This window comes from Methylocystis sp. sgz306128 (genome assembly GCF_056032725.1).
Window position 1 is genome coordinate 1 of the sequence record NZ_JBVYWO010000014.1, and the last position, 25,906, is coordinate 25,906.

Annotated in this window: 24 protein-coding genes and 1 pseudogene; 15 read left to right on the forward strand and 10 right to left on the reverse strand. The window is 56.7% G+C overall.

Annotation, left to right across the window (positions count from 1 at the left end; translation table 11 throughout):
• Positions 1–233: 233 nt before the first annotated feature.
• The 4 genes from AC0N03_RS15255 to iolD are packed head-to-tail and all read right to left on the reverse strand — an operon-like array spanning position 234 to position 4,778.
• Positions 234–1,064 (reverse strand): class II fructose-bisphosphate aldolase, encoded by an 831-nt coding sequence (locus tag AC0N03_RS15255; RefSeq protein ID WP_474289747.1) that lies wholly within the window; start codon positions 1,062–1,064, stop codon positions 234–236.
• Positions 1,061–1,903, reverse strand: coding sequence for a 5-deoxy-glucuronate isomerase (locus tag AC0N03_RS15260; protein WP_474289749.1), 843 nt, complete (start codon positions 1,901–1,903; stop codon positions 1,061–1,063). Before AC0N03_RS15260 ends, AC0N03_RS15255 begins: the two co-directional genes overlap by 4 nt.
• 12 nt (positions 1,904–1,915) lie before the next feature.
• Positions 1,916–2,890, reverse strand: coding sequence for a 5-dehydro-2-deoxygluconokinase (iolC, locus tag AC0N03_RS15265; RefSeq protein WP_474289751.1), 975 nt, complete (start codon positions 2,888–2,890; stop codon positions 1,916–1,918).
• 1 nt (position 2,891) lies between these two features.
• The gene (iolD, locus tag AC0N03_RS15270; RefSeq protein ID WP_474289753.1) at positions 2,892–4,778 is read right to left on the reverse strand and encodes a 3D-(3,5/4)-trihydroxycyclohexane-1,2-dione acylhydrolase (decyclizing); all 1,887 of its coding nucleotides are present in this window, start codon (positions 4,776–4,778) and stop codon (positions 2,892–2,894) included.
• 82 nt (positions 4,779–4,860) lie between these two features.
• Here iolD and AC0N03_RS15275 point away from each other — a divergent pair, with 82 nt between their 5' ends.
• Genes AC0N03_RS15275 through AC0N03_RS15285 form a run of 3 tightly spaced genes read left to right on the forward strand, consistent with a single transcriptional unit; the run spans position 4,861 to position 8,060 of the window.
• A complete protein-coding gene (locus AC0N03_RS15275; protein ID WP_474289755.1) occupies positions 4,861–5,976 on the forward strand; it encodes a Gfo/Idh/MocA family protein in 1,116 nt (371 codons plus the stop codon).
• 24 nt (positions 5,977–6,000) lie between these two features.
• Positions 6,001–6,891 carry a TIM barrel protein gene (locus AC0N03_RS15280; RefSeq protein ID WP_474289757.1) on the forward strand — a complete coding sequence of 297 codons (891 nt, stop codon included), beginning with the start codon at positions 6,001–6,003 and terminating at the stop codon, positions 6,889–6,891.
• Between the two features lie 11 nt (positions 6,892–6,902).
• Positions 6,903–8,060 carry a Gfo/Idh/MocA family protein gene (locus tag AC0N03_RS15285; protein ID WP_474289759.1) on the forward strand — a complete coding sequence of 386 codons (1,158 nt, stop codon included), beginning with the start codon at positions 6,903–6,905 and terminating at the stop codon, positions 8,058–8,060.
• On the opposite strand, the gene AC0N03_RS15290 is transcribed toward AC0N03_RS15285, so the two are convergent.
• Positions 8,047–9,051, reverse strand: a complete 1,005-nt coding sequence (locus AC0N03_RS15290) for a LacI family DNA-binding transcriptional regulator (RefSeq protein ID WP_474289761.1) — start codon at positions 9,049–9,051, stop codon at positions 8,047–8,049. The genes AC0N03_RS15285 and AC0N03_RS15290 overlap by 14 nt on opposite strands.
• 181 nt (positions 9,052–9,232) lie before the next feature.
• Positions 9,233–9,703, reverse strand: coding sequence for an Lrp/AsnC family transcriptional regulator (locus AC0N03_RS15295; protein ID WP_474289763.1), 471 nt, complete (start codon positions 9,701–9,703; stop codon positions 9,233–9,235).
• Between the two features lie 187 nt (positions 9,704–9,890).
• Here AC0N03_RS15295 and AC0N03_RS15300 point away from each other — a divergent pair, with 187 nt between their 5' ends.
• The gene (locus AC0N03_RS15300) at positions 9,891–12,206 is read left to right on the forward strand and encodes a transketolase-like TK C-terminal-containing protein (protein ID WP_474289813.1); all 2,316 of its coding nucleotides are present in this window, start codon (positions 9,891–9,893) and stop codon (positions 12,204–12,206) included.
• Positions 12,207–12,396: 190 nt separating this feature from the next.
• Here the strand turns inward: AC0N03_RS15300 and AC0N03_RS15305 are convergent, their stop codons facing one another.
• From AC0N03_RS15305 to AC0N03_RS15320, 4 genes are all read right to left on the reverse strand, one after another.
• Entirely contained in the window at positions 12,397–12,894 is a 498-nt protein-coding gene (locus AC0N03_RS15305; RefSeq protein WP_474289765.1) for an ester cyclase, read from the reverse strand.
• Between the two features lie 170 nt (positions 12,895–13,064).
• Complete coding sequence (locus tag AC0N03_RS15310) at positions 13,065–14,366, reverse strand: PQQ-dependent sugar dehydrogenase (RefSeq protein ID WP_474289767.1); 1,302 nt, start codon at positions 14,364–14,366, stop codon at positions 13,065–13,067.
• A 188-nt stretch (positions 14,367–14,554) separates the two neighbouring features.
• Positions 14,555–15,658 carry a flavin monoamine oxidase family protein gene (locus AC0N03_RS15315; RefSeq protein WP_474289769.1) on the reverse strand — a complete coding sequence of 368 codons (1,104 nt, stop codon included), beginning with the start codon at positions 15,656–15,658 and terminating at the stop codon, positions 14,555–14,557.
• Positions 15,655–16,359, reverse strand: coding sequence for a cupin domain-containing protein (locus tag AC0N03_RS15320; protein ID WP_474289771.1), 705 nt, complete (start codon positions 16,357–16,359; stop codon positions 15,655–15,657). The genes AC0N03_RS15315 and AC0N03_RS15320 overlap by 4 nt, the downstream gene beginning before the upstream one ends.
• A gap of 209 nt (positions 16,360–16,568) precedes the next feature.
• On the opposite strand from AC0N03_RS15320, the gene AC0N03_RS15325 reads away from it, so the two are divergent.
• From AC0N03_RS15325 to AC0N03_RS15375, 11 genes and pseudogenes are all read left to right on the forward strand, one after another.
• On the forward strand, positions 16,569–16,964 hold the full coding sequence (locus AC0N03_RS15325; protein ID WP_474289773.1) for a thiol-disulfide oxidoreductase DCC family protein: 396 nt from the start codon (positions 16,569–16,571) through the stop codon (positions 16,962–16,964).
• 9 nt (positions 16,965–16,973) lie between these two features.
• Entirely contained in the window at positions 16,974–18,497 is a 1,524-nt protein-coding gene (locus AC0N03_RS15330) for an FAD-binding domain-containing protein (RefSeq protein WP_474289775.1), read from the forward strand.
• A gap of 365 nt (positions 18,498–18,862) precedes the next feature.
• Positions 18,863–19,891 carry an alpha/beta hydrolase gene (locus AC0N03_RS15335; RefSeq protein WP_474289777.1) on the forward strand — a complete coding sequence of 343 codons (1,029 nt, stop codon included), beginning with the start codon at positions 18,863–18,865 and terminating at the stop codon, positions 19,889–19,891.
• Positions 19,892–20,151: 260 nt separating this feature from the next.
• A pseudogene (locus AC0N03_RS15340) lies at positions 20,152–20,875 on the forward strand (UvrD-helicase domain-containing protein).
• The gene (locus AC0N03_RS15345; protein WP_474289779.1) at positions 20,872–21,261 is read left to right on the forward strand and encodes a hypothetical protein; all 390 of its coding nucleotides are present in this window, start codon (positions 20,872–20,874) and stop codon (positions 21,259–21,261) included. Before AC0N03_RS15340 ends, AC0N03_RS15345 begins: the two are co-directional and overlap by 4 nt.
• Before the next feature lie 255 nt (positions 21,262–21,516).
• Positions 21,517–21,594, forward strand: a complete 78-nt coding sequence (gene pqqA, locus AC0N03_RS15350; protein ID WP_474289814.1) for a pyrroloquinoline quinone precursor peptide PqqA — start codon at positions 21,517–21,519, stop codon at positions 21,592–21,594.
• Between the two features lie 236 nt (positions 21,595–21,830).
• The gene (locus AC0N03_RS15355; protein ID WP_474289781.1) at positions 21,831–23,000 is read left to right on the forward strand and encodes an ABC transporter substrate-binding protein; all 1,170 of its coding nucleotides are present in this window, start codon (positions 21,831–21,833) and stop codon (positions 22,998–23,000) included.
• A 6-nt stretch (positions 23,001–23,006) separates the two neighbouring features.
• The gene (locus AC0N03_RS15360) at positions 23,007–23,966 is read left to right on the forward strand and encodes a PQQ-dependent catabolism-associated beta-propeller protein (RefSeq protein ID WP_474289783.1); all 960 of its coding nucleotides are present in this window, start codon (positions 23,007–23,009) and stop codon (positions 23,964–23,966) included.
• Positions 23,963–24,697 carry an ABC transporter ATP-binding protein gene (locus AC0N03_RS15365; protein ID WP_474289785.1) on the forward strand — a complete coding sequence of 245 codons (735 nt, stop codon included), beginning with the start codon at positions 23,963–23,965 and terminating at the stop codon, positions 24,695–24,697. Before AC0N03_RS15360 ends, AC0N03_RS15365 begins: the two co-directional genes overlap by 4 nt.
• On the forward strand, positions 24,694–25,506 hold the full coding sequence (locus tag AC0N03_RS15370) for an ABC transporter permease (RefSeq protein ID WP_474289787.1): 813 nt from the start codon (positions 24,694–24,696) through the stop codon (positions 25,504–25,506). Before AC0N03_RS15365 ends, AC0N03_RS15370 begins: the two co-directional genes overlap by 4 nt.
• 32 nt (positions 25,507–25,538) lie before the next feature.
• Positions 25,539–25,886 (forward strand): hypothetical protein, encoded by a 348-nt coding sequence (locus AC0N03_RS15375; RefSeq protein WP_474289789.1) that lies wholly within the window; start codon positions 25,539–25,541, stop codon positions 25,884–25,886.
• The last annotated feature ends 20 nt before the right edge of the window (positions 25,887–25,906 follow it).

Here is a 25,906-nt window from a genome sequence, read left to right on the forward strand (position 1 = left end):
CTTCTCAGCAAATGCCGCCGTCGAAAGCGCCGAAAGCATCGTCCCAGCCGCTAAGGCTATCACTAGTCGCTTCATCCTCGTCTCCTCCTGTGGTGCCCGGATGCACCGATTATTATCCGGTGGCTGTTGAAGCCTTCCTGCCTGCGCAGGACCTCATTGCTGGCCATAGCCGGCAAAAAGCTGGTTGCGGGGACTGCCGGTCAAAGGCAATCCGCCAATAATCGCTCAAATCGCTACGCGGTTAGCAAAGTATCGATCACGGTTCTCGCCTCCGCCTTGATATGGGGTATGGTACGTGACAAAAGGGAAATTCTGTCGAAGCTGTCCGGCTGATCCTCAAGCGACTGGCGAAGCGCCCGCCCGAACGCCATCCGGAGCTCAGTGCCGAAATTAATTTTTTTTACGCGCGTCTCACGCACAAGCCGTCGGCGGATATCGACCGGAATGCCGCTTCCGCCGTGAAGCACCAGCGGCAAACGCGTGACCTGCTCGATTTCGCGTAAAATATTGAAATTGATGCCGTCGGTCTTCTCGTGCTGCAGGTGGATATTTCCGACCGACACCGCCAAGGCGTCGGCGCCGCTCTCCTGATCAAAGCGGTGCGCGTCTTCGGGCAGGGTGTGGCGGGACGTTGCGCCGTCCGCATATCCGACGAAACCCACTTCGCCTTCGACAGAGACATTGCTCCCGCGCGCAGCTTCGACGACACGGGCGGTCAGCTCGATATTTGCACCGATTTCAAGCCTCGATCCGTCGATCATCACCGAAGTGAAGCCATTGTCGATTCCTTCCTGACATTCCTGCAGCGTATAGGCATGGTCGATATGGCAAACCACCGGAACCTTGGCCTGCTCGGCCAGCGTGCGGAACATTTTGCCGAGGATAGGAACGGGCGTATACTTGCGACAGCCCGGACCAGCCTGCAAAATGACGGCAGCGCCCACTTCGTCTGCGGCCTCGACATAGGCCAGAGCATCTTCCCAGCCGAGAACCACCAGCCCCGCGACGGCATATCGTCCGGTTATTGCAGGCTGAAGCACTTGGCTGAGCGTTGCGACTGTCATTTGAATTTCGCAATCATGTCTTTGATGCCCGGAATCGTTTCGATCTGATAGGCATGCGAAGGTTGAAAAAACTGGACGAGAGGACGCTGGCTCAACCCTCCCAAAATGGTGAAATAGTACATTTCATACCCGGGTGCCGCGACGCAGGGATGGTAGCCTTTTTCAAGAATGATGGTTGAGCCATCAATCAGATGATAGGCATCCCCGACTTTACCGTCTTCGCGTTGCACCAGCTGCAGGCCGAAGCCATGGTTTGGGCGAAACCGGAAATTATAGGTCTCGTCATGTCTGGTTTCTAATGGCAGACGATCCGTATCGTGCTTATGCGGCGGAAAGCCCGACCAGCCGCCCTGACCGACCGTGAAGAGTTCCGACACGAGCAGCCGACCGACACGATCGCGGTATTTGGTGCCGAGAATATGCTTGATCTTGCGGTGGGTCTTGGTTTCGTCCGAACCATATTGGATGTGGTCAATATCGCCGGCGCGCACCGCGAAGGGCTCGAGAGCCTTGTCAAATCTGGCGCCGGCAATGAATATTTCGGCAGAGTCCGACCTGCAGACAAACCGGACTTTGGCGCCGCTGGGGGCATAGACGCCTTCTGGTTCACCGTCCCAGACATCGGCGGTGCGGTTGCCGATTGCTGGAAAATTCAGACCTTCAATCTCAACATCGATTGTTCCGGTGGCCGGGACGACTGCGGTCTCATATGACGGCACCTGATATTCAAAGACCTGATCACGACCGAGTTTGACTATGTTGAAATAGTTCAGCGGCACACGCGCATCGTCAGCATCAATGATCGCACGGTTTTGATTGTCAAAAGGAGGAATATGCATCGATGGTCGTCCTTATTCTGGCCGGCTACACGAATGTGTTTCGATAAAGCTCTGTAACTCGGACGCATCTGGCATCGCGGGTGCGCAGCCCACCCGTGTCACGACAATTGCCGCCGCTGCAGAGCCGCGACGAAGGCAGGTTGCAAGGTCATGCCCTCTGGCAAGACTGGTGACAAAACTGCCCATGAACGCATCTCCTGCGCCAGTCGGCTTAAGAGCGTTCACAGTGAAGACGGGCGTGCTGATTTCAGCGCCATGGCTGAAACAGACAGAACCGCGTTCTCCCATTTTGTAAACGACAATGTCGGCTGTGCGGGCGGCAAGTTCACGGGCGGTATGCAACCCGTCGTTCTGGCCCGCGATCACACTGAATTCGACATCATTGCCAATCACGATATCGCTCAGCTCTGCCGCGCGTGCGCAGGTCATTGCCGCGCTGTCTGGACTGGTCCAGGAGTAAGGCCGGTAATCAATGTCGAAAATAACCGCGATACCTGCGGCGCGCGCCTGTTTGATCGCGTGGAAAGTCGCGCTGCAGGAGGGCTCTTTGGCAAGGCTGGTGCCGGTAAAGATCAATGCGCCAAAATTGCCGTATGGAATATTTTCCACATGGCCGATATCGAGTTCAAAATCGGCCGCGCCATTGCGATAGATGACGGACTGGCAGTTGTCGTTGCGTGTCTCCACCACCGCTAAAGAATTGCGTGCCTCGCCGCCGGCGGATTTGACGAAGCAGGTGTCGATGCCATATTTGTGAAGCTGCCTGAGCGTAAAACGCCCGACCGCATCATCCGAAACGAGCGTGACGAGCGCCACCGAGCCGCCGAGCCGGGTAATGGCTGCCGCAATATTAGCCGCCGAGCCCCCTAAGGCCGCACTGAACTGTGTTGCGTCTTCCGTGCGCGTTCCCGGTGGATCGGCATAGAGATCCAGGCCTGCACGCCCAAGAACCAGAAAGCTGTTTTGGCCTATCTGCGACATGGGCATGTCAGACTCCGGGCCGCTGATGTCGGCGTCCAGCCTCAACTTCGGCATGGGCTTTGTTGATTTCGGCGCGTTCCGAGATTTGCGGCGTGCCTATTTCCCACCACGTATGCCCTTCGCGGGTCCAGCCTTCAAAAGCGTCCACCTTCAGGCAGATCACGTAAGTGCGTTTTGCCGCCTTGGCGCGCAGGAACGCCTGTTTCAGATCGGCAATGGACTGGACGCTTTCGGCCAGTGCGCCCATGGAGCGCGCATGGGCCTCAAAATCGACGGCGAACGGCTCAACCGCGATATTGCAATCCTCGATAAGATTGTTGAAAGATACATTGCCCGTGTTGTTCTGCAGTTTGTTGATGACGGCGAAGCCGCCATTGTCGCACACCACCACGATCAGCTTTTTGCCGGTCAGAACAGATGAATAAATATCCGAGTTGAGCAAGAGATATGAACCGTCACCGGTAAAGACGATTGTGTCTTTGTCTGGCTCATCTTCGGCCTGAGCAATTCGCGCTCCCCAGCCGCCGGCAATCTCATAGCCCATGCAGGAAAAGCCGAATTCAACATCGACCGAGCCGACAGATTTTGTGCGCCAGTTTGCGGTGACTTCGGCTGGAAGGCCGCCAGCCGCCGCGACGACGCGATCGCGCGGAGCGCATAATTGATTGACCGCGCCAATAACCTGCGCATAGGACATGGGACGGTTGACGCCTTCCGGCGTCAGAGGGCTGGTGTTGGCCTCGACATAGCTGTTCCAGCCCGCGCGTTCGGCCTTGGCAAAAGTGCGCCACTCAGCAGGTGCTGAATAACCAGCAAGCTCGGGCGCCAGAAGCCCCAGCGATAATTTCGCATCGCCTATGATGCCCAGTGAACGGTGCTTTTCGGCATCGACGCGGCAGACATTTATGCTGATGAGGCGCGCGTCGCGCGAGAAGGCTGTCCATGAGCCTGTGGTAAAGTCTTGCAGACGGGTGCCGACAGCCAGAATAAAATCGGCCCTCGCAGCCAGTGCATTTGCTGAATTCGAGCCGGTGACACCAATCGGACCGCAGTTCAGCGGATGCTCCGCCAGCAGGTTTGCGCGCCCGGCAATTGTCTCCACCACCGGTATATGGTGAGCCTCGGCGAGGGCGGTCAGCTCTGCGGCGGCTTGAGAATATTGGACGCCGCCGCCAGCAATGATCAAAGGGCGCTTGGCTGATCTGAGCAATGATGCCGCTTCGGCGATATCGCGATGGTCCGGAGAATTGCGCCTGATGCGATGGGTCTTTTCCTCGAAAAATTCCACCGGATAATCATAGGCCCAGCCCTGAACATCCTGCGGCAGCCCCAGAAATGCCGGTCCGCAGGTGGCGGGATCCAGCATTGTGGCGATGGCTGCTGGCAAAGACTGGATAATCTGGGCGGGGTGGGTGATCCTGTCCCAGTAGCGCGTAACGGATTTGAACGCGTCATTGACCGAAATCGTCGGATCGCCAAAATGCTCAACCTGTTGAAGCACCGGGTCGGGCAGGCGTGTCGCATAGGTATCGCCGCACAGCAGCAGCAAGGGAAGCCGGTTTGTGTGGGCGATGGCTGCGGAAGTGACCATGTTGGTGGTGCCCGGGCCGGCCGAGGCCGTGGCAAACATAAAACGCTGACGCAGCTTTTGCTTGGCGTAAGCCACAGCGGCCATGGCCATGGACTGCTCGTTCTGTCCGCGCCAGACCGGCAACACATCGCGGTGCTGGTGCAACGCCTCGCCCAGACAGATGACATTGCCGTGGCCGAAGATGGCAAAACCGCCGCCACAAAGCCTGACACGCTTCCCGTCAATCTCGATGAACTGAGCCGCAAGGTGACGCACCAGCGCCTGCGCCATGGTCAGTCTGACGGTTTGCGATGTCGATTCCATTTTCTTCCCCCGGTCGCCCTTGACGAAAGTGTTTAAATCAGATTTGAATGTTTTGCAACCGGTTTCAATTTGGAATTTTGCGATGGGAAAAATAGGTATCGGAATTGTTGGGGCGGGCTATATGGGCAAAGCCCATTCGGTCGCATTTGCCGCCGTTGGCTCGGTTTTCAACACCGCGCTGCGTCCGTCGCTCGAGGTGATATGCACCACTTCAGAGGCCGGGGCGCAGGCAAGAGCGCGCGAATTCGGCTTCGCACGTGGCACGGCAAACTGGCGCGATTTGGTTCAAGACCCGAAAGTTGAGGCTGTTGTTATTGCCAGCCCGCAGGAGACGCACCGGGAGATAGCGCTCGCCGCCTTCGCGCTGGGCAAGCCCGTATTGTGTGAAAAGCCTTTGGGGCTGGGTTTGGCTGAAAGCCGCGAGATGGCACAGGCCGCCCAAAGAAGCGGGTGTATCAATATGACCGGCTTCAACTACATCCGTACGCCGGCCTCACAATTGGCCCGCGAGATTATTGGAGCAGGCGAAATTGGCGCGATTACCCATTTTCGCGGCGAACATACCGAGGATTTTTTTGCTGATCCGGATTTGCCCGCATCCTGGCGCACGCAAGGACGCGCCAACGGCAATATGGGCGATCTTGCTCCGCATATTATCAATGCCACTTTTGCTCTGGCAGGGCCCATAAAGTCGCTCATCGCAGAGATTGAAACCGTCTACAAGGTTCGCCCGTCGCCTCAGGGGCCGGTTGCCGTGACCAATGATGATCACGCCCAGATCATGTGCCGCTTCGCCAGCGGCGCGATGGGTTCGCTTTACATCAGCCGCATCGCGACTGGCCGGAAGATGGGATATGCCTATGAAATATTTGGCAGCCGCGGCGCGCTCCGCTTTGATCAGGAAGACCAGAATGCGCTCTGGCTTTACAAGGGCGACAGCGCGCCGGATCGTCAGGGATTCACCAAAATTCTGACAGGTCCGCTGCATCCTGACTACAAGGCCTTTTGTCTTGGGCCCGGCCACGGCACCGGTTATCAGGACCAGATCATGATCGAAGCACGGGATTTTCTCGAGGCAATAGCAACGGGTCAGGCCAGATGGCCAAGCTTTCATGACGGAATGCTGGTGAATCAGGTTATTGAGGCGGCTTGGAAATCGCACGAAGAACGCCGCTGGATTGACGTGGACACCATCTGAACAAGCAGGAATAGGGCTATACGTATGAATATTGAGATCGGAAATGCACCTTGTTCATGGGGTGTGGAATTTGCCGCGGACGCACGCAATCCGTCATGGCAGCGTGTGCTCGATGAATGCCGGGCCGCTGGTTACAAGGGGATCGAACTGGGCCCGATCGGCTTTATGCCGGAGGACCCGGCTGAACTGGGAGATGCCCTGCAGGCACGGGGTCTTGAATTGATCGGCGGCGTTGTGTTTCGCCCGTTTCATGATCCGGCCGGATGGAGCGAACTCAAGGATGCCGCGCTGCGCACCTGTACGTCCTTGCGCGCGCATGGAGCCAAGCATCTGGTTCTGATTGATTCCATCTCGCCGCGCCGCGCCCCCACTGCCGGGCGTCCGGATGAAGCTGAAAAGATGAACGGAGCCGAATGGGCCGCCTTTGTGCAGCGGTTCCACGAAATTGCGCGCATGGGACAAGATCACGGGTTGACGGTGTCGGTACATCCGCATGCAGCGGGCTTTCTTGATTTTGAACCCGAGATCGAACAACTTCTTGCTGATATCGACCCGGATCTGCTGAAAATATGCCTGGATACGGGCCATTCCCATTATGCCGGTTTTGATCCGGTGGCTTTCATGCATCGCCACATGCAGCGTATCGCCTATGTGCATTTCAAAGATATCGACCCGAAGGTGCGTGCGGAGGCTGTCGCAAAACGCACGGGCTTTTACGAGGCTTGCGGGCAGGGGATCTTCTGCAATCTGGGCAAAGGCATGACCGATTTCAGGGCCGTGTGCCAATTGCTGAATGACAAAGGCTATTCGGGCTGGTGTACGGTCGAGCAGGATTGCGATCCCGCCGGTTCAACATCGCCGCTCGACGATGCAAGGGCCAACCGGGACTATCTGAAATCCATCGGGTTCAATTAAGGAAGATATCCATGTCCAAGCTGAATTGGGGTTTGATCGGCGGCGGCGAAGGCAGCCAGATTGGTCCGGCGCATCGCATGAGTGCGGCGCTGGACGGGCTTTATAATTTCTCGGCCGGCGCGCTGGATGCCGATGCGGCAAAGGGGCGTGAATTTGCTGCGCGTCTGGGTGTGCCGCGGGATCGCTGCTATGGCGACTGGCGGGAGATGCTCGCCGGAGAGCGCGACCGCGCCGACCGGATCGACCTTGTGACAGTGGCGACTCCAAATTCAACCCATTATGAAATTGCCAAAGCCTTTCTCGAGGCCGGTATCAATGTTCTTTGCGAAAAGCCGATGACGGTGACGCTGGAGCAAGCCGAGGATATCGTTGCAACCGCCGGACGCACGGGCGCCGTTTGCGCCGTAAATTACGGCTACAGCGGATATGCGTTAGTTCGGCACATGCGCGCGATGGTGGCACGCGGTGACCTTGGCAAGATTCGTCTGATCAAGGCCGAATTTGCCCATGGCTTCCATGCGGATGCCGCCGATCTTGAAAATCCGCGGGTGCGCTGGCGCTACGATCCGGCGCAGGCTGGCATTTCGGCGCAGTTTGCCGATTGCGGCATTCATGCTTTGCACATGGCCAGCTTCGTCGCCAACCAGCAGGCGCGCGAACTTTCAGCCGATTTTGTTTCCTGTCTGCCCGGCCGAACGCTGGAAGATGACGCCATGGTCAATATTCGGATGGACGGCGGTGCGGTGGTGCGTTTATGGACCAGCTCGGTTGCTGTTGGCCGGATGCATGGCCTGAATATTCAGGTCTTCGGCGAAAAGGGCGGTTTGCGCTGGGCGCAGGAATGGCCCAACCAACTGTATTGGACGCCGCTGAATGGTCGGACGCAAATTCTCGAGCGTGGCGGACCTGACCTTTCACCCGAAGCCGACCGCGCCTCGCACGTGACCATTGGCCATGCTGAAGGCATGCCGCTCGCTTTCGCCAATATATATCGTGATCTGGCTGAAGCGATCAATGCAAAGAAGCAGGGCCGCACTCCCGATCCGCTCGCGTGTCACTACCCAACGGCGGTTGATGGACTGCGTTCAATTGCAGCAATCACAGCGGCAGTACAGTCGGCGGGCAAGGCAGGCGCATGGATCGACGCGCGTCCACTCAGCCTGCGATAATTGGCTTCAAAGTGGCGCGTTCGACGATATTGCAGGGAAAAAGCCGGATTTCCGGCTTTCTGTCGGCATCGTTGGCCAGCTCTACAACCAGTTCCACGGCGCTCATGACGATATCGCGTATCGGCTGACGTATGGTCGTCAGCCGGTAGGCGTCCCAGGCGGCGATGTCCATGTCGTTGAAACCCAAAAAACCGATGTCATGCGGAATGGACAATCCGTGCGAGCGGGCCGCGTCCATGGCTCCCATGCATATCAGATCGTCGCCACAAAACACGGCATCGACCTTTTTATCGGCCAGCAGCTCCAACATGGCCGTGCGTCCCGCAGCGTAACTGTAATTTTGAGCATAGCGAATTTCGGCAATGCCGATATTCAGTTCGTCCAGACGCTGCCTGAAACCGGCCAACCTGTCTTGTGTTGATGTGGCATATTCCGGCCCGCCCAGCATCGCAATTCTTTTGTAGCCACGATCAGCAAGCGTTTGCGCCGCCATGCGGCCGCCAAGCATGTTGTCGATACCGACCACATGCACATTCACGAGCGGGTCAAACCGTCCGAACGCATGAACGACGGGAACGTTGGCTTGCCGGAAGGCGTCGAGGAAATTCGGCGGCAGTGTGGAGGTGGCGACAATCATGGCGTCGACACTATATTGACGCAGAATCTGTACCGATTGCTCCGGATCGGTTTCGTCAGTCAGGTTGACAAGAACCGGACGCAATTCGCGTTGTTGCAGAACGCGCGTAAAAAGGTCGAAAACTTCAAGAAAAACCGGATTCTGAAAATTATTGGCGACCAGCCCGATCAGCTTTGTCCGTTTTGTGGTGAGACTTCGCGCAATCAGGCTTGGACTATATCCAAGAGAATTTGCGGCCTTCTCCACCTTGCTGCGCGTTTTTTGCGAAACGCTGGCGCCCGGTGTGAAAGCGCGGGACACCGCAGAGCGGGACACCCCCGCAAGTTTTGCCACGTCTTTAAGGGTAACAGCCATTTGTTCCGCTCAGTCATTCCAGCTGGTTCGTACAGCATTTCAGTTGTTTAAGAGTCGTAGCTGATCATTGGACCGACTTCTAGCACATAATGGCCGGAAGTCGTCCGCCAGCGCCGGCAAAGCCGGTGCGCTTCTGTCGTGGCGCAAGCATTCGGGCCACCGCGAAACCCCGGCTGGTGTATCAAGAGATGCGCGCCTGTCCAACCTTCACCCTGCGCAGCGGGATCGAGCTTTCGATAGAGGCCACACCGGGCAGCTTGGTGAACTTGCCTACAAGAAATTGTTCGAATTCGGCGAGGCCATTGGTGGCAATGCGTAACAAATAATCCCGGTTTCCAGTCATCAACCAACAATCCACCACTTCAGGAAACAGTTTAATGGCCGCTTCGAACTTTGCCAGAGCTTCATCGATCTGTTTGTCCAGTTTCACGGAAACGAATACTGAAAAGCCGTATCCAAGCGCCACCTCATCGATCTGAGCCGAATATCCGGTGATTATGCCTGCTTCTTCCAGTAACCGGACGCGGCGCGCGACGGGTGACGGGCTCAAACCGACGGCTTCGCTGATGTCGTTTATCGTGGCGCGGCCGTTTTTCTGCAACAGTTGCAGTACGGATATATCAACCTGATCGATATTGGTGGTTTTCATCATTATTTCCGTAAATTTTGATAATTGTGGCCAATATATATCGATTATTCAGTGTGAAAAGGTAAAAATCTTCTCTCAAGCCATATTATCTTAACACCATGAACATCATGGAAGGGCAGTCAAGGTGAACACTTCAGAACAAAAGCATCTGAGAACCGTGGAGCAGCGCCTGCTGTGGCTGTCACATTGGATGATCCATCACGCAAATCACATCCGCCCCAAGAGCGATGCAATAAAGATCGGCGGTCATCAGGCGTCTTCAGCGTCGATGGTCTCGATTATGACGGCGCTCTATTTTTCTGTTCTGCGCCCGGAGGATCGGGTGGCAGTCAAGCCTCACGCAGCGCCGGTGTTTCATGCGATGCAATATCTGATGGGCCATCAGACCCGCGAGAAAATGGAGAATTTCCGGGGCTTTGGCGGAGTTCAAAGTTATCCGAGCCGTACGAAAGATATCGATGACGTCGATTTTTCTACAGGGTCGGTCGGGCTTGGAGTTGCCGTAACCTGCTTCGCTTCTCTCGTTCAGGACTATATTCAGGCCAAGGCCTGGGGAGCAAAATTGTCCATGGGGCGCATGGTGGCGTTGGTCGGCGATGCGGAGTTGGACGAGGGCAATATTTATGAGGCGCTTCAGGAGGGATGGAAGAACGATCTGAGAAATTGCTGGTGGATCATCGATTACAACCGGCAATCGCTCGATGGGGTGGTGCATGAAGGGCTGTGGGGCCGCATAGAGCGAATTTTCGAGGCATTTGGGTGGGATGTCGTGCGGGTCAAATATGGTCGTCTGCAGCAGGCGGCGTTCGACGAACCCGGCGGAGACGCACTGCGCAAGTGGATCGATAACTGCCCGAATCAGCTCTATTCTGCGTTGACTTACATGGGTGGGGCTGTCTGGCGGGAGCGCCTGATGAATGATCTGGGCGATCAGGGGCCGGTCACTGAATTATTATCCCGTCGAAACGACAACGAACTGGCGGAGTTGATGGAAAATCTCGGCGGCAATTGCGTGCACACAATGGCCGAAACGTTTGCGTCCATCGACCATACAAGGCCAGTTTGCTTTCTTGCCTATACAATTAAGGGCTGGGGTACACCTATTGCCGGTCACAAAGACAATCACAGCGGTTTGATGACAAAAGCGCAAATGGCTGAATGGCAGGTGCGTATGCAGGTTCCCGAAGGTCAGGAGTGGGATCGCTTTGCCGGGGTGGAGGACAAGGCGGTATTGCAGCAATTTCTGGATAATGTGGCGTTTTTCCAGCGCGGACGGCGGCGGTTTGCCGACTCTGCACTGTCAGTGCCTGAAATAGGCTTTGAATCGAACAACGCAATTTCTACCCAGATGGCCTTTGGCAGGATTCTGGATGATCTTGCTAAAGGCAATAGCGATCTGGCCGGGAGGATAGTGACAACTTCACCAGACGTAACGGGTACGACCAATCTGGGGCCTTGGGTCAACCGGAGAAAGCTTTTCGCCCGGGTCGCTCGCGCGGATACCTTTATGGATGAAAAGATCGCCTCGACTGCGAAATGGGAATTTACCCCCGAGGGACAGCATATAGAACTCGGAATAGCCGAGATGAACCTGTTTCTGCTGCTGGCTGCGGCGGGGCTCTCGCATTCGTTGTTTGGCAAGCGGCTGATCCCGATTGGCACAGTGTATGATCCGTTTGTGGCGCGCGGCCTCGATGCGCTCAATTACGCCTGCTATCAGGATGCCCGGTTCATGATTGTCGGTACGCCGTCGGGCGTTACGCTTGCACCTGAGGGCGGAGCGCATCAATCCATCGGTTCGCCCCTGATTGGCATGTCACAGGATGGACTCGCGGCTTTCGAGCCGGCATTCGCCGATGAGCTGGCAGTTATCATGCAGTGGGCTTTTGAATATCTGCAGCGCGATGGCGAGGCCTATCCGGACGAACGTACCTGGCTGCGTGACGAGACAGGCGGCTCCGTCTATTTGCGGCTCAGCACAAATCCGATCGAGCAGCCACCCAAGCGGCTGAATGAGGACTTCCGTCAGGGCGCAGTTGACGGAGGCTATTGGTTGCGAAAGCCGGGACCGAACTGCGACGTGGTTATTGCCTATCAGGGCGTGGTGGCACAGGAAGCGATCCGCGCTGCAGGTATGATCGCCGGAAGCCGGCGCGATGTCGGCGTGTTGGCGGTGACCTCGGCCGACCGGTTGAATGCCGGTTGGACCGCAGCGCAGCGGGCAAGGGCGCGCGGGCGCCTTGACGCGGTTTCAACTGTGGAAGCTTTACTGCAAGTTCTGCCGCCACATTGTTGTCTTGTCACGGTTATTGATGGTCACCCGGCCACGCTTGCCTGGCTCGGTTCTGTTTGCGGTCATCGGACCATTCCGCTGGGCGTTGAACATTTCGGACAAACGGGGACAATCGGCGATCTGTATGACCATTTCGGAATATCGGCCGAAAGAATAGTCGAAAAAGTTGACGGTCTGACAATGGGCCGACGCATCATGCCTGCACTTGGATGACAGGTTGGATATGGGCAAAGACCGAACAGGTCTCGGCACGCCGATCACGACAGAACTGATGTTGCATTCGGATTTGAACTGGCGCGCAAAGCGGCATGGCCAGCAGGAGTCATGTGACACCATGGCAGAGGCTGAAATCCGACCGGTCCGGATGCCAACGCTCCAATTTCAGTAAAGCGTGAGCCGCGCCTTATGATTTTAATTGCGCCATCAGGCCCGCAAGATCGCCCATGCCCCAGTGCTCTGCAATCTTGCCGTCCGCGACGCGAAATATGTCGCAGGAAGTGAACTGCAGCGTTTTGCCCGTCGGCGCGATACCGAAATATATGCCCCGGTGTGTCCCTTTATAATTGAAGCTCGCCGCGACCATATCCGCATTGCTCACCATCGCCTCAACCGATACGACAAGATCAGGCATTCCTTTCAGGCGGTTGGCAAAAAACGCTACCGTCGCGTCTTTTGGCCTTACGCCTGCCGGTGGTGATGGTGCAGCGGCGGATATCTGGTGATTGACGTAATCCTCCGCAAACAAGGCTTCAAACGCCTTGATGTCGTGCGTGCTCAAAGTCTCGGCGAACTGCTCAGCGATGGTTTTTGTCCGCAGGTTGGACGCAGCCAGCGAAGGCCCGATGAAAGGGAGCCCCGCGCCAGACATAACCATACCGCGGATCAGATTTCGTCTGTCCATGAGAACCCCTATGTCAACATCAACGGCGCAAAGGTTGCTATCGGTAAAACGCCCCGTCTGCCCGATCGCTGCCAGCCGCTATCTCCGGTTCATCATCGTTCATTTCATGCCGCAATTCCAGTGCTCCGACGAAGGCGCACAGAACCGCAAACACGCATGACGATGCAGGATCAAGCCCCTGTCACGCGCCAGATGACATCGCCGACGTCGTCGGCAATCAGCAAAGATTTTCCCGGCCCGAGTACGACGCCAACCGGGCGGCCGTAAGATTCGGATTCGTCGGGTGCCAGAAATCCGGACGCGATGTCCCGCGGCGGACCGGAAGGCCGGCCGTTGGTGAACGGAATAAAGACAACCTTGTAACCGCTCAGCTTGCTGCGGTTCCATGAGCCGTGCTGGCCGATCACCATGCCATCTGGGAAGCCCGGCAAGGTGCCTTCCGGCATCCAGCACAGGCCAAGCGAGGCGGTGTGCCCGCCCAGCGCGTAATCCGGCGTCAGGGCTTTGGCCACCATGGCGGCATCCTGCGGCACGCGGTCATCGACGGTCTTGCCCCAATAACAGAATGGCCATCCATAGAAACCGCCTTCCTGAACTGAGGTCAGATAATCCGGCGGGGTCTCATCGCCCAGGCCGTCGCGTTCATTGACCACGGTCCAGAGCATGGAGCTGGTCGGTTCGAAGGCCATGCCAACGGGATTGCGCAAGCCGGAGGCGAAAATCGTGCAGTCGCCCGTTTTCAGATCGAGACGATAGATTGCCGCGCGGCCTTGCTCGGCTTCCATCCCAACCTCGCCGATGTTGCTCTGCGACCCGACGCCGATAAAGATTGCTGAACCATCCGGGCTGGCCAGCAGGCTGCGGGTCCAGTGGCCGCCGGGCTTGAACGAGGCCAGCCTGGTGCCCGGAGCAGAAATCCTGGCAGCGCCCGCCTGATAGGGAAAAGCAACCACGCCATCGGTGTTGCCGACATAGAACGTGTCACCGATAATTTGCATGCCGAAGGGCTGGTTCAGCCCCTCCAGAAAACGTTCCTGAAATTCCGCGACGCCGTCGCCGTCTTTGTCGCGCAAGAGCGTGATCCGGTTCGGGCTATCCCCCACTGCAGCGGCGCGGCGCATCGTGCTCAGCATGGCGTAATCAAAAATCGATTTGGTCTCGAAAGCCGGCTGCAGGGCTTCCGCCACGAATACGTCACCGTCGGGGCGCACATAAATCCAGCGCGGATGCTTGAGGCCGGTTGCGAAGGCATTGACCTTGAGACCGGCGGCAACCTGTGGAACATGCCCCGGCTTCCAGCCACGTGCGGTTGGCATTTTTAAAGTTGGCAGCGCGCCTTGGGCTCTGGCTTCTGGAATATTCGGAGAGGTGCCGATGGCCTGCTCGGACGGTACGCCGCGCATGCGCCGCCAGAGAACAGTTCCCGCGCCGATAATGGCGACAATGCGGGCGAAAATGCTCAGGAAACTCATCGGAACGATCCTTTGGTCAGAAACAGCCGGTTCGGACAGGCTTTTGCGATTCATTGCACCATGCCATTTTGCAAAGCCCACCACAACGGGCGTGTCCGCGTGTTTGAAACTATGAATTTGCCCCGTATTCTCAGGTCACCTGACAGCAGCCAAACGAAAGTTTGATTCAAGCTTCATAAGAGAAGAGCTCAATCGTTGTTCAATTTTGCAAGAATATTGTTTACGGCGCGCTGTGCAGCAATAACGGCGCCTGCCAGATATCCCGGTTCAGATGGGCTGGTCTCACTCCCCGCCATAATAAGGTGGCCCTCCCAGATGTCGGCAACCCATCGCGGATCGCGCGCCGCCGGATGTTCGCCGCCTGTTTGGTCGGCTGCGGTGGCGGTCAGAGGATCAGCGGCCCAATCCTTTAGCAAAGTCGCGCGCGGGGTGAGCGCGTCTGCGCCAAAAATCCTTCCGAGTTGCGCGAGGCATGCACTGATCAGCGCCGCGTCGCCGATAGCGGCACGCTGATCCGCACCGACGCCCAGAAAGCCAAACAATGCCGCCTTACCCGAGGACGTGGTCGCGTCATGGATTTCAACCATCGGCCCAACCATGCTCTGCGCCGTGCCGGAAAGCCCGGCCTTTCGCCAGAACGGACTGTCATAAACGGCGAAGAACTTCGCGTGAGGCGCCATCCAGGTCGGTGTGCCGCGCCAGCGGGCCAGAGCGGCAGGGTCCTGAGCGGGCAAGAAAGTAATTGTTTCTTCCAGCAGCCTCGGTGGCAATGCTGCAACCACTTGCCCGGCCAGTAGCCTCTCGGCGGCACCATCAGCCTTTCGCAAGATCAGTTCAACGCCGGCGCCAGACAGAATCATGTCTGTAACCCTCGCACCGAGAAGGATACAGGCGGCGGGCAATCTTGCGGCCAGCGCCCGGACGGCCGCTGCGCTGCCGCCGACCAATCTCATCGATTGCTGGTTTTCCATTGTCGGGGAATACCTCTGTGGCTTCTCACGCGACATACGCTCGAAAACGACATCGCCCGTGCTGTTCTGCGTAAATGCTTCCAGACCGAGTTCATCGATGAGCGAGGCCATGGCGGGTTGCATAGTCGGCCAGAACCATGACGGTCCCAGATCAAAGCCGTCGTTGGCCGGCAAGCCGGATTCGTCGACCGTCAGAATGCGTCCGCCAATCCGATCCCGCGCCTCAACCACGCGAACATCAATTCCGCGACCATGAAGCGCTTGCGCCGCATACAGCCCGGCAAGACCGGCGCCGACCACCACAACCTGACAAGATGTCATCGTGCTTGCCCTTCCGATACGGGCGCCTCGAACTGACAGACATCTTCGTGCAGCAGCGGCGCGCATTTAAACCAGACGCGCGCGCCGTCCGGCCCCGTTTTTACCTGAACGGGGAATCCGGCAGGCAGACGCAGCCAGCTCCAGCGCGTAAGTTCGTCTCCCTTTTCGATGAAGCTGCCTTCAAGCACCAGCAATTCCAGCCCATCGGGATTTTCAATCTCGACATTTGCATTTGCCCGCCATTGCTCCAGCATCACGCGCTCGCCCGAGCCCTCAAACAGGATCGTCGATTCCGTCACGCCACTGCGTATATCGGCCTTTTTGCCTTCACCGGGCCGCCGAACGATACGTTCGCGGTCATCCGCCTTGAATTGCCACAACTTGACCAGAATCGTGCACCCGCTTTCACTTCTTGGCGCGTGTCCGGTACCCGGCGGATTACGCACGTAGGTACCCTTGGGAAAATCGCCGCTCTCATCCTGAAAAATACCATCAAGCACAAGGAACTCCTCACCGCCGGGATGTTGGTGATGCGAGAATCGGCTGTTCGGTGCGTATCTGACGATAGACGTCGCGCGCGCCTTTTCGTCGCCGATGCGAAACAGCATTCGCCGGTCAACGCCTTTCGCCGGACTAGGCGTCCAGTCAATTTGCGCGGCATGAACAACCGTTCGGATAGCAAGGTTCTCGTTCAGTAGCATCTAAATCTCCAGATTATTGCTCTTAATAATCAATTTCGCTCCGGGCCTGCCGCCCGAATCCATTGTGCTGCGACACGAAAATACAGGCCGGATTTCCCATGCCGGGCATGGTGTTTTCGTCGTGTTAGTTTCGTCACGCCCCGGCATAATGATCGACCGACTGTACATGAAGCTTCGATGAAGGAAATCAACACCGTTTCCAACCAATTTTGGGGGCTGGCCAACGCGACACTTTTGCCTATCTACAGATCATGGCAAAAGTCTTGGTTTGGTTCGACGGTTCTTGCCCGCTCTGCAAGCGGGAAATTGCCCTGATGCGGCGGCTAGACAAGGCTGCCGCGATCGAATTTATCGATGTGACGCAAGATCAAACCCAGTGTCCGCTGGATAAGCGCATATTGCTGGCGCGTTTTCATGCTCAGGAAAATGATACGATTTATTCCGGCGCTGCCGCTTTCGCAGCCATGTGGCGGGCCATTCCCTTGCTGCGTCCAATCGGCATGATTGCGAGGAATCCCTTTGTGCTGGCGGTTTTGGAGCGGCTTTATCTGTTGTTTTTGCGCATTCGCCCAAATCTGCAAAAACTCATGCGACGTTTTGCATAGGCGGGCTTGATGCAACAGGCAGTCAATATCGTCTGGTTCAAACGGGATTTGCGGATTCATGACCACGCGCCGCTGGCCAAGGCTGCAGCCTGCGGGCCGGTTCTGCCGCTTTATATTATCGAACCGGATTATTGGAAATTGCCGGATTCATCGCGCCGGCACTGGCAGTTCATCCACGATTGTCTTGAAGATTTGCAGCGTGAATTCATGGGCCTGCAAGGGCAGTTGATTTTGCGCACCGGGCATGCCTTGGACGTGCTTGAGAACCTGCGCAGAAAATATGGCAAGATCAAGCTGTGGTCGCATGAAGAAACCGGCAATGCATGGACATTTGCCCGTGATAAGCAAGTGTTGAACTGGTGCAAAGCCCATGAAGTTGAATGGCAGGAAGCGCCGTCCAACGGCGTTGTGCGCCGCCTGAAAAGCCGTGACGGCTGGAGCGCAATTCGCGACAGGCGCATGGCGGAGCCAATAATTCCCGCCCCGCAAAGACTGGTCATGGCGGCAGATATTGCCAGTGAAACCTGCCCGGCAAAAGACCATCCGATGTTTGGCGACGCGATTGGTCAGGTTCAAAGCGGCGGACGCCGGGAAGGGCAGAGAGTTCTCAGATCCTTCCTGCAGGAACGCGCCAGCAGATATATGCTGACAATTTCCAAACCCGGCGTTTCAGCGCGACATTGTTCGCGGTTAAGCGCGCATATTGCCTATGGAACCTTGTCTGTCCGGGAGATCGAACAGGCCACGAAGGCGCGCATGGCGGATCTGGCAAAACGGCCAGATGACGGCGCCAAAATTCTGAACAGGAACCTGAGCGCTTTTCTCTCGCGTCTGGCCTGGCGCTGCCATTTTGTCCAGAAGCTGGAGCAGCAGCCGGAAATTGAATTCCGGTGTATGCACTCTGCCTTTGAAAATATGCGGGAGCCGCATTTCCGGCAGGATTATTTCGATGCATGGGCGTCCGGCCACACGGGCTATCCACTGATTGATGCAGCGATGCGCAGCCTGCATGCCAATGGCTGGATAACCTTCAGGATGCGCGCCATGCTGGTGTCTTTCGCCAGTTACCACCTCTGGCTCGACTGGCGTAGGACAGCCCCGCACCTGGCGCGGCTCTTTACAGACTACGAGCCGGGCATTCACTTTTCGCAGTTTCAGATGCAATCCGGCGTCACCGGAATTAATGCGGTGCGGATGTATAATCCGGTCAAACAATCATTTGAGCATGATCCTGACGGCAAATTTATTCGCCGGTATGTCCCGGAGCTGAAGGCTGTCGCAACACAATGGATCCATGAGCCATGGCTAATGCCGGAGCCGCCTGTATCCTATCCGAACCCTGTGGTCGATCACGAGACCGCCATACGACATGCCCGGACGCAGATCAGCGCTCGCCGCAAGGCAAGTGATTTTCGAGAAAATGCGCGCGGGGTCCATCAGAAACTGGGCAGCCGTCTCAAACAAGCTGACCGCAGGACTGCCGCCAAAAAAGACAAAGCCGAGAATAAAAATCAGTTAGCTTTTGATTTATAGGGGTTGATACGCAGTAAACATCGAGGCCCGCAACTCCCCGCCGCCGGCAGGAACGTGGCGGCAATGCCGGGCGCGGACTGCGTCAGGGCATTGGCCCCGAAGGTGAGGAATTTTGCCGTTTTGGCGATCGCTGCGGTGCTAAAGGACGCGCGTGGCGCAGAAAAACAGCCAAATTGTTCCGCAATTATATGATTCATGCAGCGAGCCCCTTGGGCTAATCAATTTTTACTGAACTTGCGCCCTATAGGGACTCGGATCTGGGGTCACCAGTTTTGCCTGAGCACTTTGGGGCTATTTTGCATTTGCAATCGCGAGGCGGCTTGCTCAACATTGCGCGATCGATTTTGAATAAGGTACCAGTTTTCATGAACGACCGTTCCAAACCATTAGCCCCGTCCACTTTTGTCGAAGCTGACGGTCTCAACGCCCTCGATGTTCCCGCGCGGACCGTGCCAGTGCCAGCGACAGTCAGTCCGCAGATGCGCAAGATTATAGGCGCACCCTTGCAACCGAACTGGAACATTCATCCGAGAACCAGCGAACAGTGGAAGGCTGCTGTTGATGCTTCGGCAGCGCGTACGATTGCCGCCCTTCCTTCTCTATGCCAGCGGTTGCATGTCAATGTCGAGAAGACGATGCTTGACGGGGTGCGCGCCTTTAAGGTCACACCTGAGTTTATTGCCCCCGAAAATCGCAATCGATTGCTAATGCATCTGCATGGGGGCTGCTACGTCTTCAGCCCGGGCGAAGCAGGGCTGCCTGAAGCTGTTCTCATGGCCGGGCTCGGTCACTTCAAAGTATTATCGATTGACTACCGAATGCCGCCGGAGGCGTATTTTCCGGCGGCGCACGATGACGCAGTCACAGCATGGAAGGCGGCATTGAGAATGGAGGACTCGAAGCGGATGGCTGTATTCGGCTCTTCGGCGGGCGGCGCGCTGACGCTTTCGTTGATGCTGCGCGTTAAACAGGAAGGGCTGCCTCTGCCAGCTGCCATCGCGTCAGGCACACCAATGTCGGATACGACTAAAATCGGTGACACATTCTACACCAATGAATTGCTCGACAACGTATTGGTGTCACGCGACGGGATTTGTGACGCGGCCACCAGATTCTACGCTAACGGCCATGCTCTGAGCGATCCGCTCCTTTCGCCAGTCTATGGCGATCTGAGTGGTTTTCCGCCAACGATCCTCACGAGCGGGACCCGTGATCTGCTGCTCAGCAACACGGTAAGGGTACATCGGAAGCTTCGCCAAGTTGGCGTCGAGGCGTGCTTGCACGTCTACGAGGGCCAGGCTCATGCGCAGTATTTGTTCGACGACACCGCCCCCGAAACCGAGGAGGTGTTTAAAGAAATTCGTATGTTTTTCGACAAGCATCTGGAAAACTAAGCAAACCGGCAAGCTCGCAGTCCTGAAGCGTATGCCACTGTGTGAGTGAGCGCTTAGGTCTGATCATGAGGCACTGCCTGCCGTTCGACAGCGGGAAGGTGGCGGCTCTGTTCGGCGTTCCTGATCGTGCGCCAGTTCATTTTTTTGAGAATGGCCCCCGTACCAACCGAACTGAGAACTGGTGCTGGCATAGCTGTGGCTGCAAACAAAACCAGAACATGATTTATTGATTTATTATTGATTTGATTGATTTGCAGTCCATGGCCGCTGCCTATCTTGAAAGGCTCAATTCTGCACAACGTCAATCTGTAGAGCATGGCGTCAAGGCGAACGCGTGTGCGCCTTCGGGTCCGCTGCTCGTCATTGCAGGAGCCGGATCCGGCAAGACGAATACGCTTGCCCATCGTGTTGCGCATCTGATTGTTAACGGTGCCGATCCGCGTCGAATTCTTCTCCTGACGTTTTCCAGACGGGCGGCGGCCGAAATGGAATGCGCACGTCTGTGGTATGATCCTCATCTTGAGCGAACACACCCTTGATCCGCCCGATGCAACGAGCGATCAGGCCGGTGTGCCGCTGCGCGACGAGAATTATTTAATCCTGTCCACGATCCATTCAGCCAAAGGCCAAGAATGGAAGTCGGTTTTTGTTCTGAATGTCGTCGATGGCTGTATTCCGTCCGATCTCGGCACGGGCACCACGGCCGAGATCGAAGAGGAACGCCGTCTGCTTTACGTCGCGATGACACGCGCGAGGGACGATTTGCATCTCATCGTTCCGCAACGCTTCTTTACGCATGGGCAGAGGGGTCAGGGCGACCGGCACGCTTATGCCTCCCGAACGCGGTTCATACCGAATGAACTTCTGAATTTATTCGACAATGCAGTTTGGCCGGCAGCCGCCAAGACATCAGGGACAATGCTCGGGCCAAGACAAAATGTCCTCGTCGACGTTGCTGCTCAGATGCGCCGCATGTGGCAATGAGCAATCTTGCCAAAGTCGTCATCAGCATGACCATGCCTGCGCAGCTTATTTCGGCAGCAATCCGCGCGTCATTCAGAACATTGGCAACAGTTGTTTCAATGGATCAGTTTTGCCGTCTGATCACGGGGGTAAAAAATGAGCGCGGCCATGAGGGAGGTCATAGCCGCGCCCGGACGATCACCGAATGTAGAGGGTCGTCCACATGCCGTCCATGGAATGACCGGCAACATCGCAGAAGAGTGTTTGCCCTCTCGGCTTTCGATCGAACGTCAGCACCTAGAACAAAGCAATCGGCGATGATCTCAAAGCTTCTCTTTCAATATTCTCCTGAAAATTCAATCCACGCGTCTACCTTGTCGCACTGCGGATTTTCCGCCTTGATCTGAGTCAAAAAGGGTATCCGTCGCCTCGGATCGGTTGGCATGGCTCTTCATCGTTGGCTGCAACAGGTATGATTTGCAGGTTCGGAGTGACCTTGCGACCAAACCATTTCTTCAAATGCGGTCTTAGCTAAATTGCTAATCTATTTTTGGCGCGCGCATGCCGCTGGCGCGGATGACAAGCGGCGTTTTTGTGCTAGCATCAAGACCTTGGAGATGCCAATCTCCGATCAATAACAACCACTTTGGGAGGATCAAATCATGGCATGGACAACCCCTTCTGTCAGCGAAGTCTGCGTCGGCATGGAAGTTACCAGCTATTCTTCAGCTGAAATCTGATCTCGCGCGCGCAGTATGGCGCGCCGGACAATCCGGGAGTTGAGACTGCCTGAAGGCGCGAGGCTCCCGGTCGTTGTTTATTCAATCAAGGCCGTCTCTCCGTGTCGGGGCGGTCCGCCTGTGCGCTTGACTTTTTTCTCGAGCGGGCCGGAAATTCCCGAATTTAGCAGTTGACCTGATCGCCCGCCGCATTGGCAATTTGCGCCGCGGCGCAAGAAACATGGATATGGAACGGCATGAAATGTTTTGCCCTCGCAATTTATCTTGCGTGTCTGGCGCCGGCCTGTGCGCAGTTGCAGGTGAAAATCGGTGTGATCAGGCAAGTGCATTCCAAAGAGACAATTTCGCTGCTTGATGTCCCGCCCGATGACGATTTTATTGCAGGTGCGGCGCTTGGCGTGGCCGATGACAACAGCACCGGCAAATTTACCGGCCAGAATTTTGACCTCGTCGATGTCAGGCTTCGCCCGCAGGATGATCTTTCCGCAGCGTTGCAGCAGTTTGCCGGGCAGAAAGTCCGGTTTTTCATTGCTGATTTGCCAGCAAATCGCTTGCTGGAACTGGCAGATAAGCAGCCCGACAGTCTGATTTTCAATGGCGGCGCAGATGACGAGATTTTGCGCGAGGAAGATTGCCGCGCCAATGTGATTCACGTCGCTCCCTCGCGCTCCATGCGCACGGATGCGATCATGCAATATCTCATTTGGAAGCAGTGGCGCAGATTCCTGCTTATCAAGGGGTCGCACCCGGATGACGAACTTCTTGCGCAGGCTTATCGCGCCAGCGCCCGCAAATTCGGCGGCAAGATCGTCGAGGAGCGAACTTATGTCGATACCGGCGGCAGCCGGCGCACCGATTCGGGTTCGGTTCAGGTGCAGCGGCAGATGCCGGTGCTTACACAGAGTGCGCCTGCCTATGATGTCCTGATCGCCGCGGATGAATCTCAGGTTTTTGCCGGATATCTGCCTTATCGCACGTGGGATGCGCGACCGGTTGTCGGCTCGGCCGGGCTTGTGCCGACCGCATGGGATGCCACGCATGAGCAATGGGGCGCAATCCAGCTGCAGAACAGATTTGTCCGCCTGTTCCACCGCACTATGAACGAGCGCGACAATTTTGCCTGGCTTGCCGCGCGCATCCTCGGCGAGGCTGTCACCCGAGAGGGCAAAGACGATGTCGCGTCGATCAGGGCGCGCCTTGTCAGTCCGGATTTTGCGTTCAGTGCGTTCAAAGGCGAAAAGCTCTCGGTTCGGCCCTGGAACCAGCAGGTGCGCCAGCCCATCCTGCTGAGCGACGGCCGCACGATCGTCTCCGCCTCACCGCAACAGGGCTTTCTGCACCAGACTTCGGTGCTCGACACTTTGGGGGTCGATCGTCCCGAGACCAAATGCAAAATGAAGCCATAGGACGTCATGAAATATCTTCTCGCTCTTGTTTTTTGCCTTACCGCCGCCCCGTTGAGGGCAGAACTTGCCTATATCAGCAATGAAAAGGGAAATTCAGTCACAATCCTCGATACGGACAAGCTTGAGGTCGTCAAAACCATCAAGGTGGGCGAGCGCCCCCGCGGCATTGCCGCCAACAAGGATGGCAGTCTCGTTTATGTCTGTCTGGGAGATGACGACACGATCATCATCATCGACACGAAAACACAGAAGATTATCGGCCAGCTGCCGTCAGGCCCTGATCCGGAGCATCTGACCGTCACCCCCGACGATGGACGAATTTATTTCTCTAGCGAAAACGACAGTTCGGTCGGCGTCATCGATCTTAAATCCGCGACGAAAATCGCGTCCATTCCTGCGGGTGTTGAGCCGGAAGGCATGGGCGTCAGCCCGGATGGAAAGCTTGTCTCCGTGACCTCGGAAACCTCCAATCTCGTGCAATTGATCGATCCGGCATCAAACGCAGTCGTCTCCAGCATATTCGTGGATTCGCGCCCGCGTTATGCCGAATTCAAGAGTGACGGCAAGGAATTGTGGGCCACCTCCGAAGTCGGCGGCACAGTCGATGTGATTGACGTTGCCGCGCGCAAGGTGGCGGCGCGCATCAGCTTCAATGTTCCGGGCCTGACACCCGAACTCATCCAGCCAGTCGGCATTTCGCTCACGCGCGACGGCGCCAAGGCCTTCGTGTCGCTTGGCCCGGCGAACCGCATTGCCATCATCGACACCGCCACGCGCAAGGTTGAGAAATATCTTCTTGTCGGCCAGAGGGTGTGGCATGGCGCTTTCACATCAGATCAGAAATATTACATTTGTGCCAATGGCCTGACCAACGATGTTTCGGTGATCGACGTTCAGGCCGAAAAGGTGATCAAAAGCGTCGAAGTCGGCGAAATGCCCTGGGGCGTGGTTATCATCAGGAAATGACCGACATCGCCCTTCATATCGCCGGTCTGAGCTTCTCTTACGGTGCACGCAAGGCCCTGCAGCAGGTGTCTTTTGACGTCATGAAGGGCGAGATGACGGTGCTGCTCGGCCCGAATGGTGCCGGCAAGAGCACTATCTTCTCGCTGATCACGCGGCTCTATTCGGCCCGGAGCGGCTATATCGACATCATGGGGCACGACCTTGCGAAAAACCCCGGCGCTGCCCTGAAGCAGCTTGGCGTCGTGTTTCAGGCGCGCACGCTCGATCTTGATCTCACTTTGCAGCAAAACCTTGTCTATCATGCCGCACTGCATGGCATTGGCGCCGCAGAGGCCAGAAGCCGCGCGGCTGAACTGCTGGCGCGCGTCGGCCTGCTGGACAGGGCAGGCGACAAGGCCCGCACCCTGTCGGGCGGGCAGATGCGCCGCGTCGAGATTGCCCGCGCCCTGATGCACCGCCCGAAACTGCTTTTGCTGGATGAAGCGACTGCCGGGCTCGACGCCGCCTCACGCGCGGACATCCTGGCTCATGTCCGGCGCCTTGTCGCCGAGGACGGCCTGAGCGTGCTCTGGACCACTCATATCATCGATGAGGTGGGGCCGGGAGATAAAGTGCTGGTGCTGCACCGCGGCGCATTGATGGCGTGTGGTACGGTGGACGAGCTTTGCGCGCAGACCGGAGCGCCGGATATTGCTGCGGCCTTTGCCGCACTGGTGGGAGAAGCGGCATGAGTGGCTTTTCCATGCGGGCCTATGCCATCTGCATGAAGGGCATCCTGTGGCGGGAGGCCTTGCGCTTCCTTTATCAGCGCGAGCGCTTCGTTTCGGCGCTGGTGCGCCCGCTCGTCTGGCTGCTGATATTTGCTGCCGGGTTCCGTCAGGTGCTGGGCGTATCGATCATCCCGCCTTATGACACCTATGTGCTCTATGAAGTGTATATCACCCCGGGGCTGGTGGCCATGATCCAGCTTTTCAACGGCATGCAAAGTTCGCTGTCCATGGTCTACGATCGGGAAATGGGCAATATGCGCATCCTGCTGGTCAGCCCGTTTCCGCGCTGGTTCCTGCTCGTCTCCAAGCTTTTGGCAGGCACGCTCGTGTCCATCCTTCAGGTTTATGCCTATCTGTTTGTCGCCTATTTCTGGGATATAGAACCGCCGAGCTGGTGGGGCTACCTGACAGTTTTGCCTGCGCTTCTGCTGTCGGGCTTCATGCTGGGCGCGCTCGGCATGTTGCTGTCTTCGGTGATCAAGCAGCTTGAAAATTTCGCGGGTGTGATGAATTTTGTCATTTTTCCGATGTTTTTTGCGTCATCGGCGCTGTACCCGCTTTGGCGGATACAGGAATCAAGCCCTGTTCTCTATTTTGTCTGCGGCCTGAACCCGTTCACTCATGCGGTCGAACTAACCCGCTTTGCTTTTTATCAGCAGATGAACTGGTCTGCGCTTACCATTGTGGCGGGTTGTTCCGCGGTCTTTCTTGCGCTGGCCATCTGGGCATATGATCCCTCAAAGGGGTTGCTGATGCGAAAAGACGCATAGATATCTGGCCTAATCATCGGGAGGCAAGTGCCATGTTGAAATTGATCGCCTGTGCCGCTGTCGGCATGTTCGTTGCGTCACCTGTTTTCGCGGCGGATAAACCGACCCGGTTCTGGAACCTGACGGCGAAGACTGTCACGCACTTGTTTCTCTCGGAGCCGGGCAAGGCGGCCTGGGGTGCCGACTTGACGAAATCCGACGCGGACGGAACCGTCGATCACGATGAGCGGCTGAACCTGCCCGGCATTAATTCAGGAATTTATGATGTCAGGATTGAGGATGTTTCGGGGCGTATCTGTATCATCCGGAACGTAAAAATTGTTCAATCAAAAATATTCGCGATTGAAGAAAAGCAAATAGGTGAATGCACTCAAAAATGAGATCGTATATTGTTCGAAAA

Coding starts and splice junctions, on each gene's coding strand:
- AC0N03_RS15255 (WP_474289747.1), bottom strand. CDS start 1,064: ATGACAGTCGCAACGCTCAGCCAAGTGCTTCAGCCTGCAATAACCGGA.
- AC0N03_RS15260 (WP_474289749.1), bottom strand. CDS start 1,903: ATGCATATTCCTCCTTTTGACAATCAAAACCGTGCGATCATTGATGCT.
- iolC (WP_474289751.1), bottom strand. CDS start 2,890: ATGCCCATGTCGCAGATAGGCCAAAACAGCTTTCTGGTTCTTGGGCGT.
- iolD (WP_474289753.1), bottom strand. CDS start 4,778: ATGGAATCGACATCGCAAACCGTCAGACTGACCATGGCGCAGGCGCTG.
- AC0N03_RS15275 (WP_474289755.1), top strand. CDS start 4,861: ATGGGAAAAATAGGTATCGGAATTGTTGGGGCGGGCTATATGGGCAAA.
- AC0N03_RS15280 (WP_474289757.1), top strand. CDS start 6,001: ATGAATATTGAGATCGGAAATGCACCTTGTTCATGGGGTGTGGAATTT.
- AC0N03_RS15285 (WP_474289759.1), top strand. CDS start 6,903: ATGTCCAAGCTGAATTGGGGTTTGATCGGCGGCGGCGAAGGCAGCCAG.
- AC0N03_RS15290 (WP_474289761.1), bottom strand. CDS start 9,051: ATGGCTGTTACCCTTAAAGACGTGGCAAAACTTGCGGGGGTGTCCCGC.
- AC0N03_RS15295 (WP_474289763.1), bottom strand. CDS start 9,703: ATGATGAAAACCACCAATATCGATCAGGTTGATATATCCGTACTGCAA.
- AC0N03_RS15300 (WP_474289813.1), top strand. CDS start 9,891: ATGATCCATCACGCAAATCACATCCGCCCCAAGAGCGATGCAATAAAG.
- AC0N03_RS15305 (WP_474289765.1), bottom strand. CDS start 12,894: ATGGACAGACGAAATCTGATCCGCGGTATGGTTATGTCTGGCGCGGGG.
- AC0N03_RS15310 (WP_474289767.1), bottom strand. CDS start 14,366: ATGAGTTTCCTGAGCATTTTCGCCCGCATTGTCGCCATTATCGGCGCG.
- AC0N03_RS15315 (WP_474289769.1), bottom strand. CDS start 15,658: ATGACATCTTGTCAGGTTGTGGTGGTCGGCGCCGGTCTTGCCGGGCTG.
- AC0N03_RS15320 (WP_474289771.1), bottom strand. CDS start 16,359: ATGCTACTGAACGAGAACCTTGCTATCCGAACGGTTGTTCATGCCGCG.
- AC0N03_RS15330 (WP_474289775.1), top strand. CDS start 16,974: ATGCAACAGGCAGTCAATATCGTCTGGTTCAAACGGGATTTGCGGATT.
- AC0N03_RS15335 (WP_474289777.1), top strand. CDS start 18,863: ATGAACGACCGTTCCAAACCATTAGCCCCGTCCACTTTTGTCGAAGCT.
- AC0N03_RS15345 (WP_474289779.1), top strand. CDS start 20,872: ATGAGCAATCTTGCCAAAGTCGTCATCAGCATGACCATGCCTGCGCAG.
- pqqA (WP_474289814.1), top strand. CDS start 21,517: ATGGCATGGACAACCCCTTCTGTCAGCGAAGTCTGCGTCGGCATGGAA.
- AC0N03_RS15355 (WP_474289781.1), top strand. CDS start 21,831: ATGAAATGTTTTGCCCTCGCAATTTATCTTGCGTGTCTGGCGCCGGCC.
- AC0N03_RS15360 (WP_474289783.1), top strand. CDS start 23,007: ATGAAATATCTTCTCGCTCTTGTTTTTTGCCTTACCGCCGCCCCGTTG.
- AC0N03_RS15365 (WP_474289785.1), top strand. CDS start 23,963: ATGACCGACATCGCCCTTCATATCGCCGGTCTGAGCTTCTCTTACGGT.
- AC0N03_RS15370 (WP_474289787.1), top strand. CDS start 24,694: ATGAGTGGCTTTTCCATGCGGGCCTATGCCATCTGCATGAAGGGCATC.
- AC0N03_RS15375 (WP_474289789.1), top strand. CDS start 25,539: ATGTTGAAATTGATCGCCTGTGCCGCTGTCGGCATGTTCGTTGCGTCA.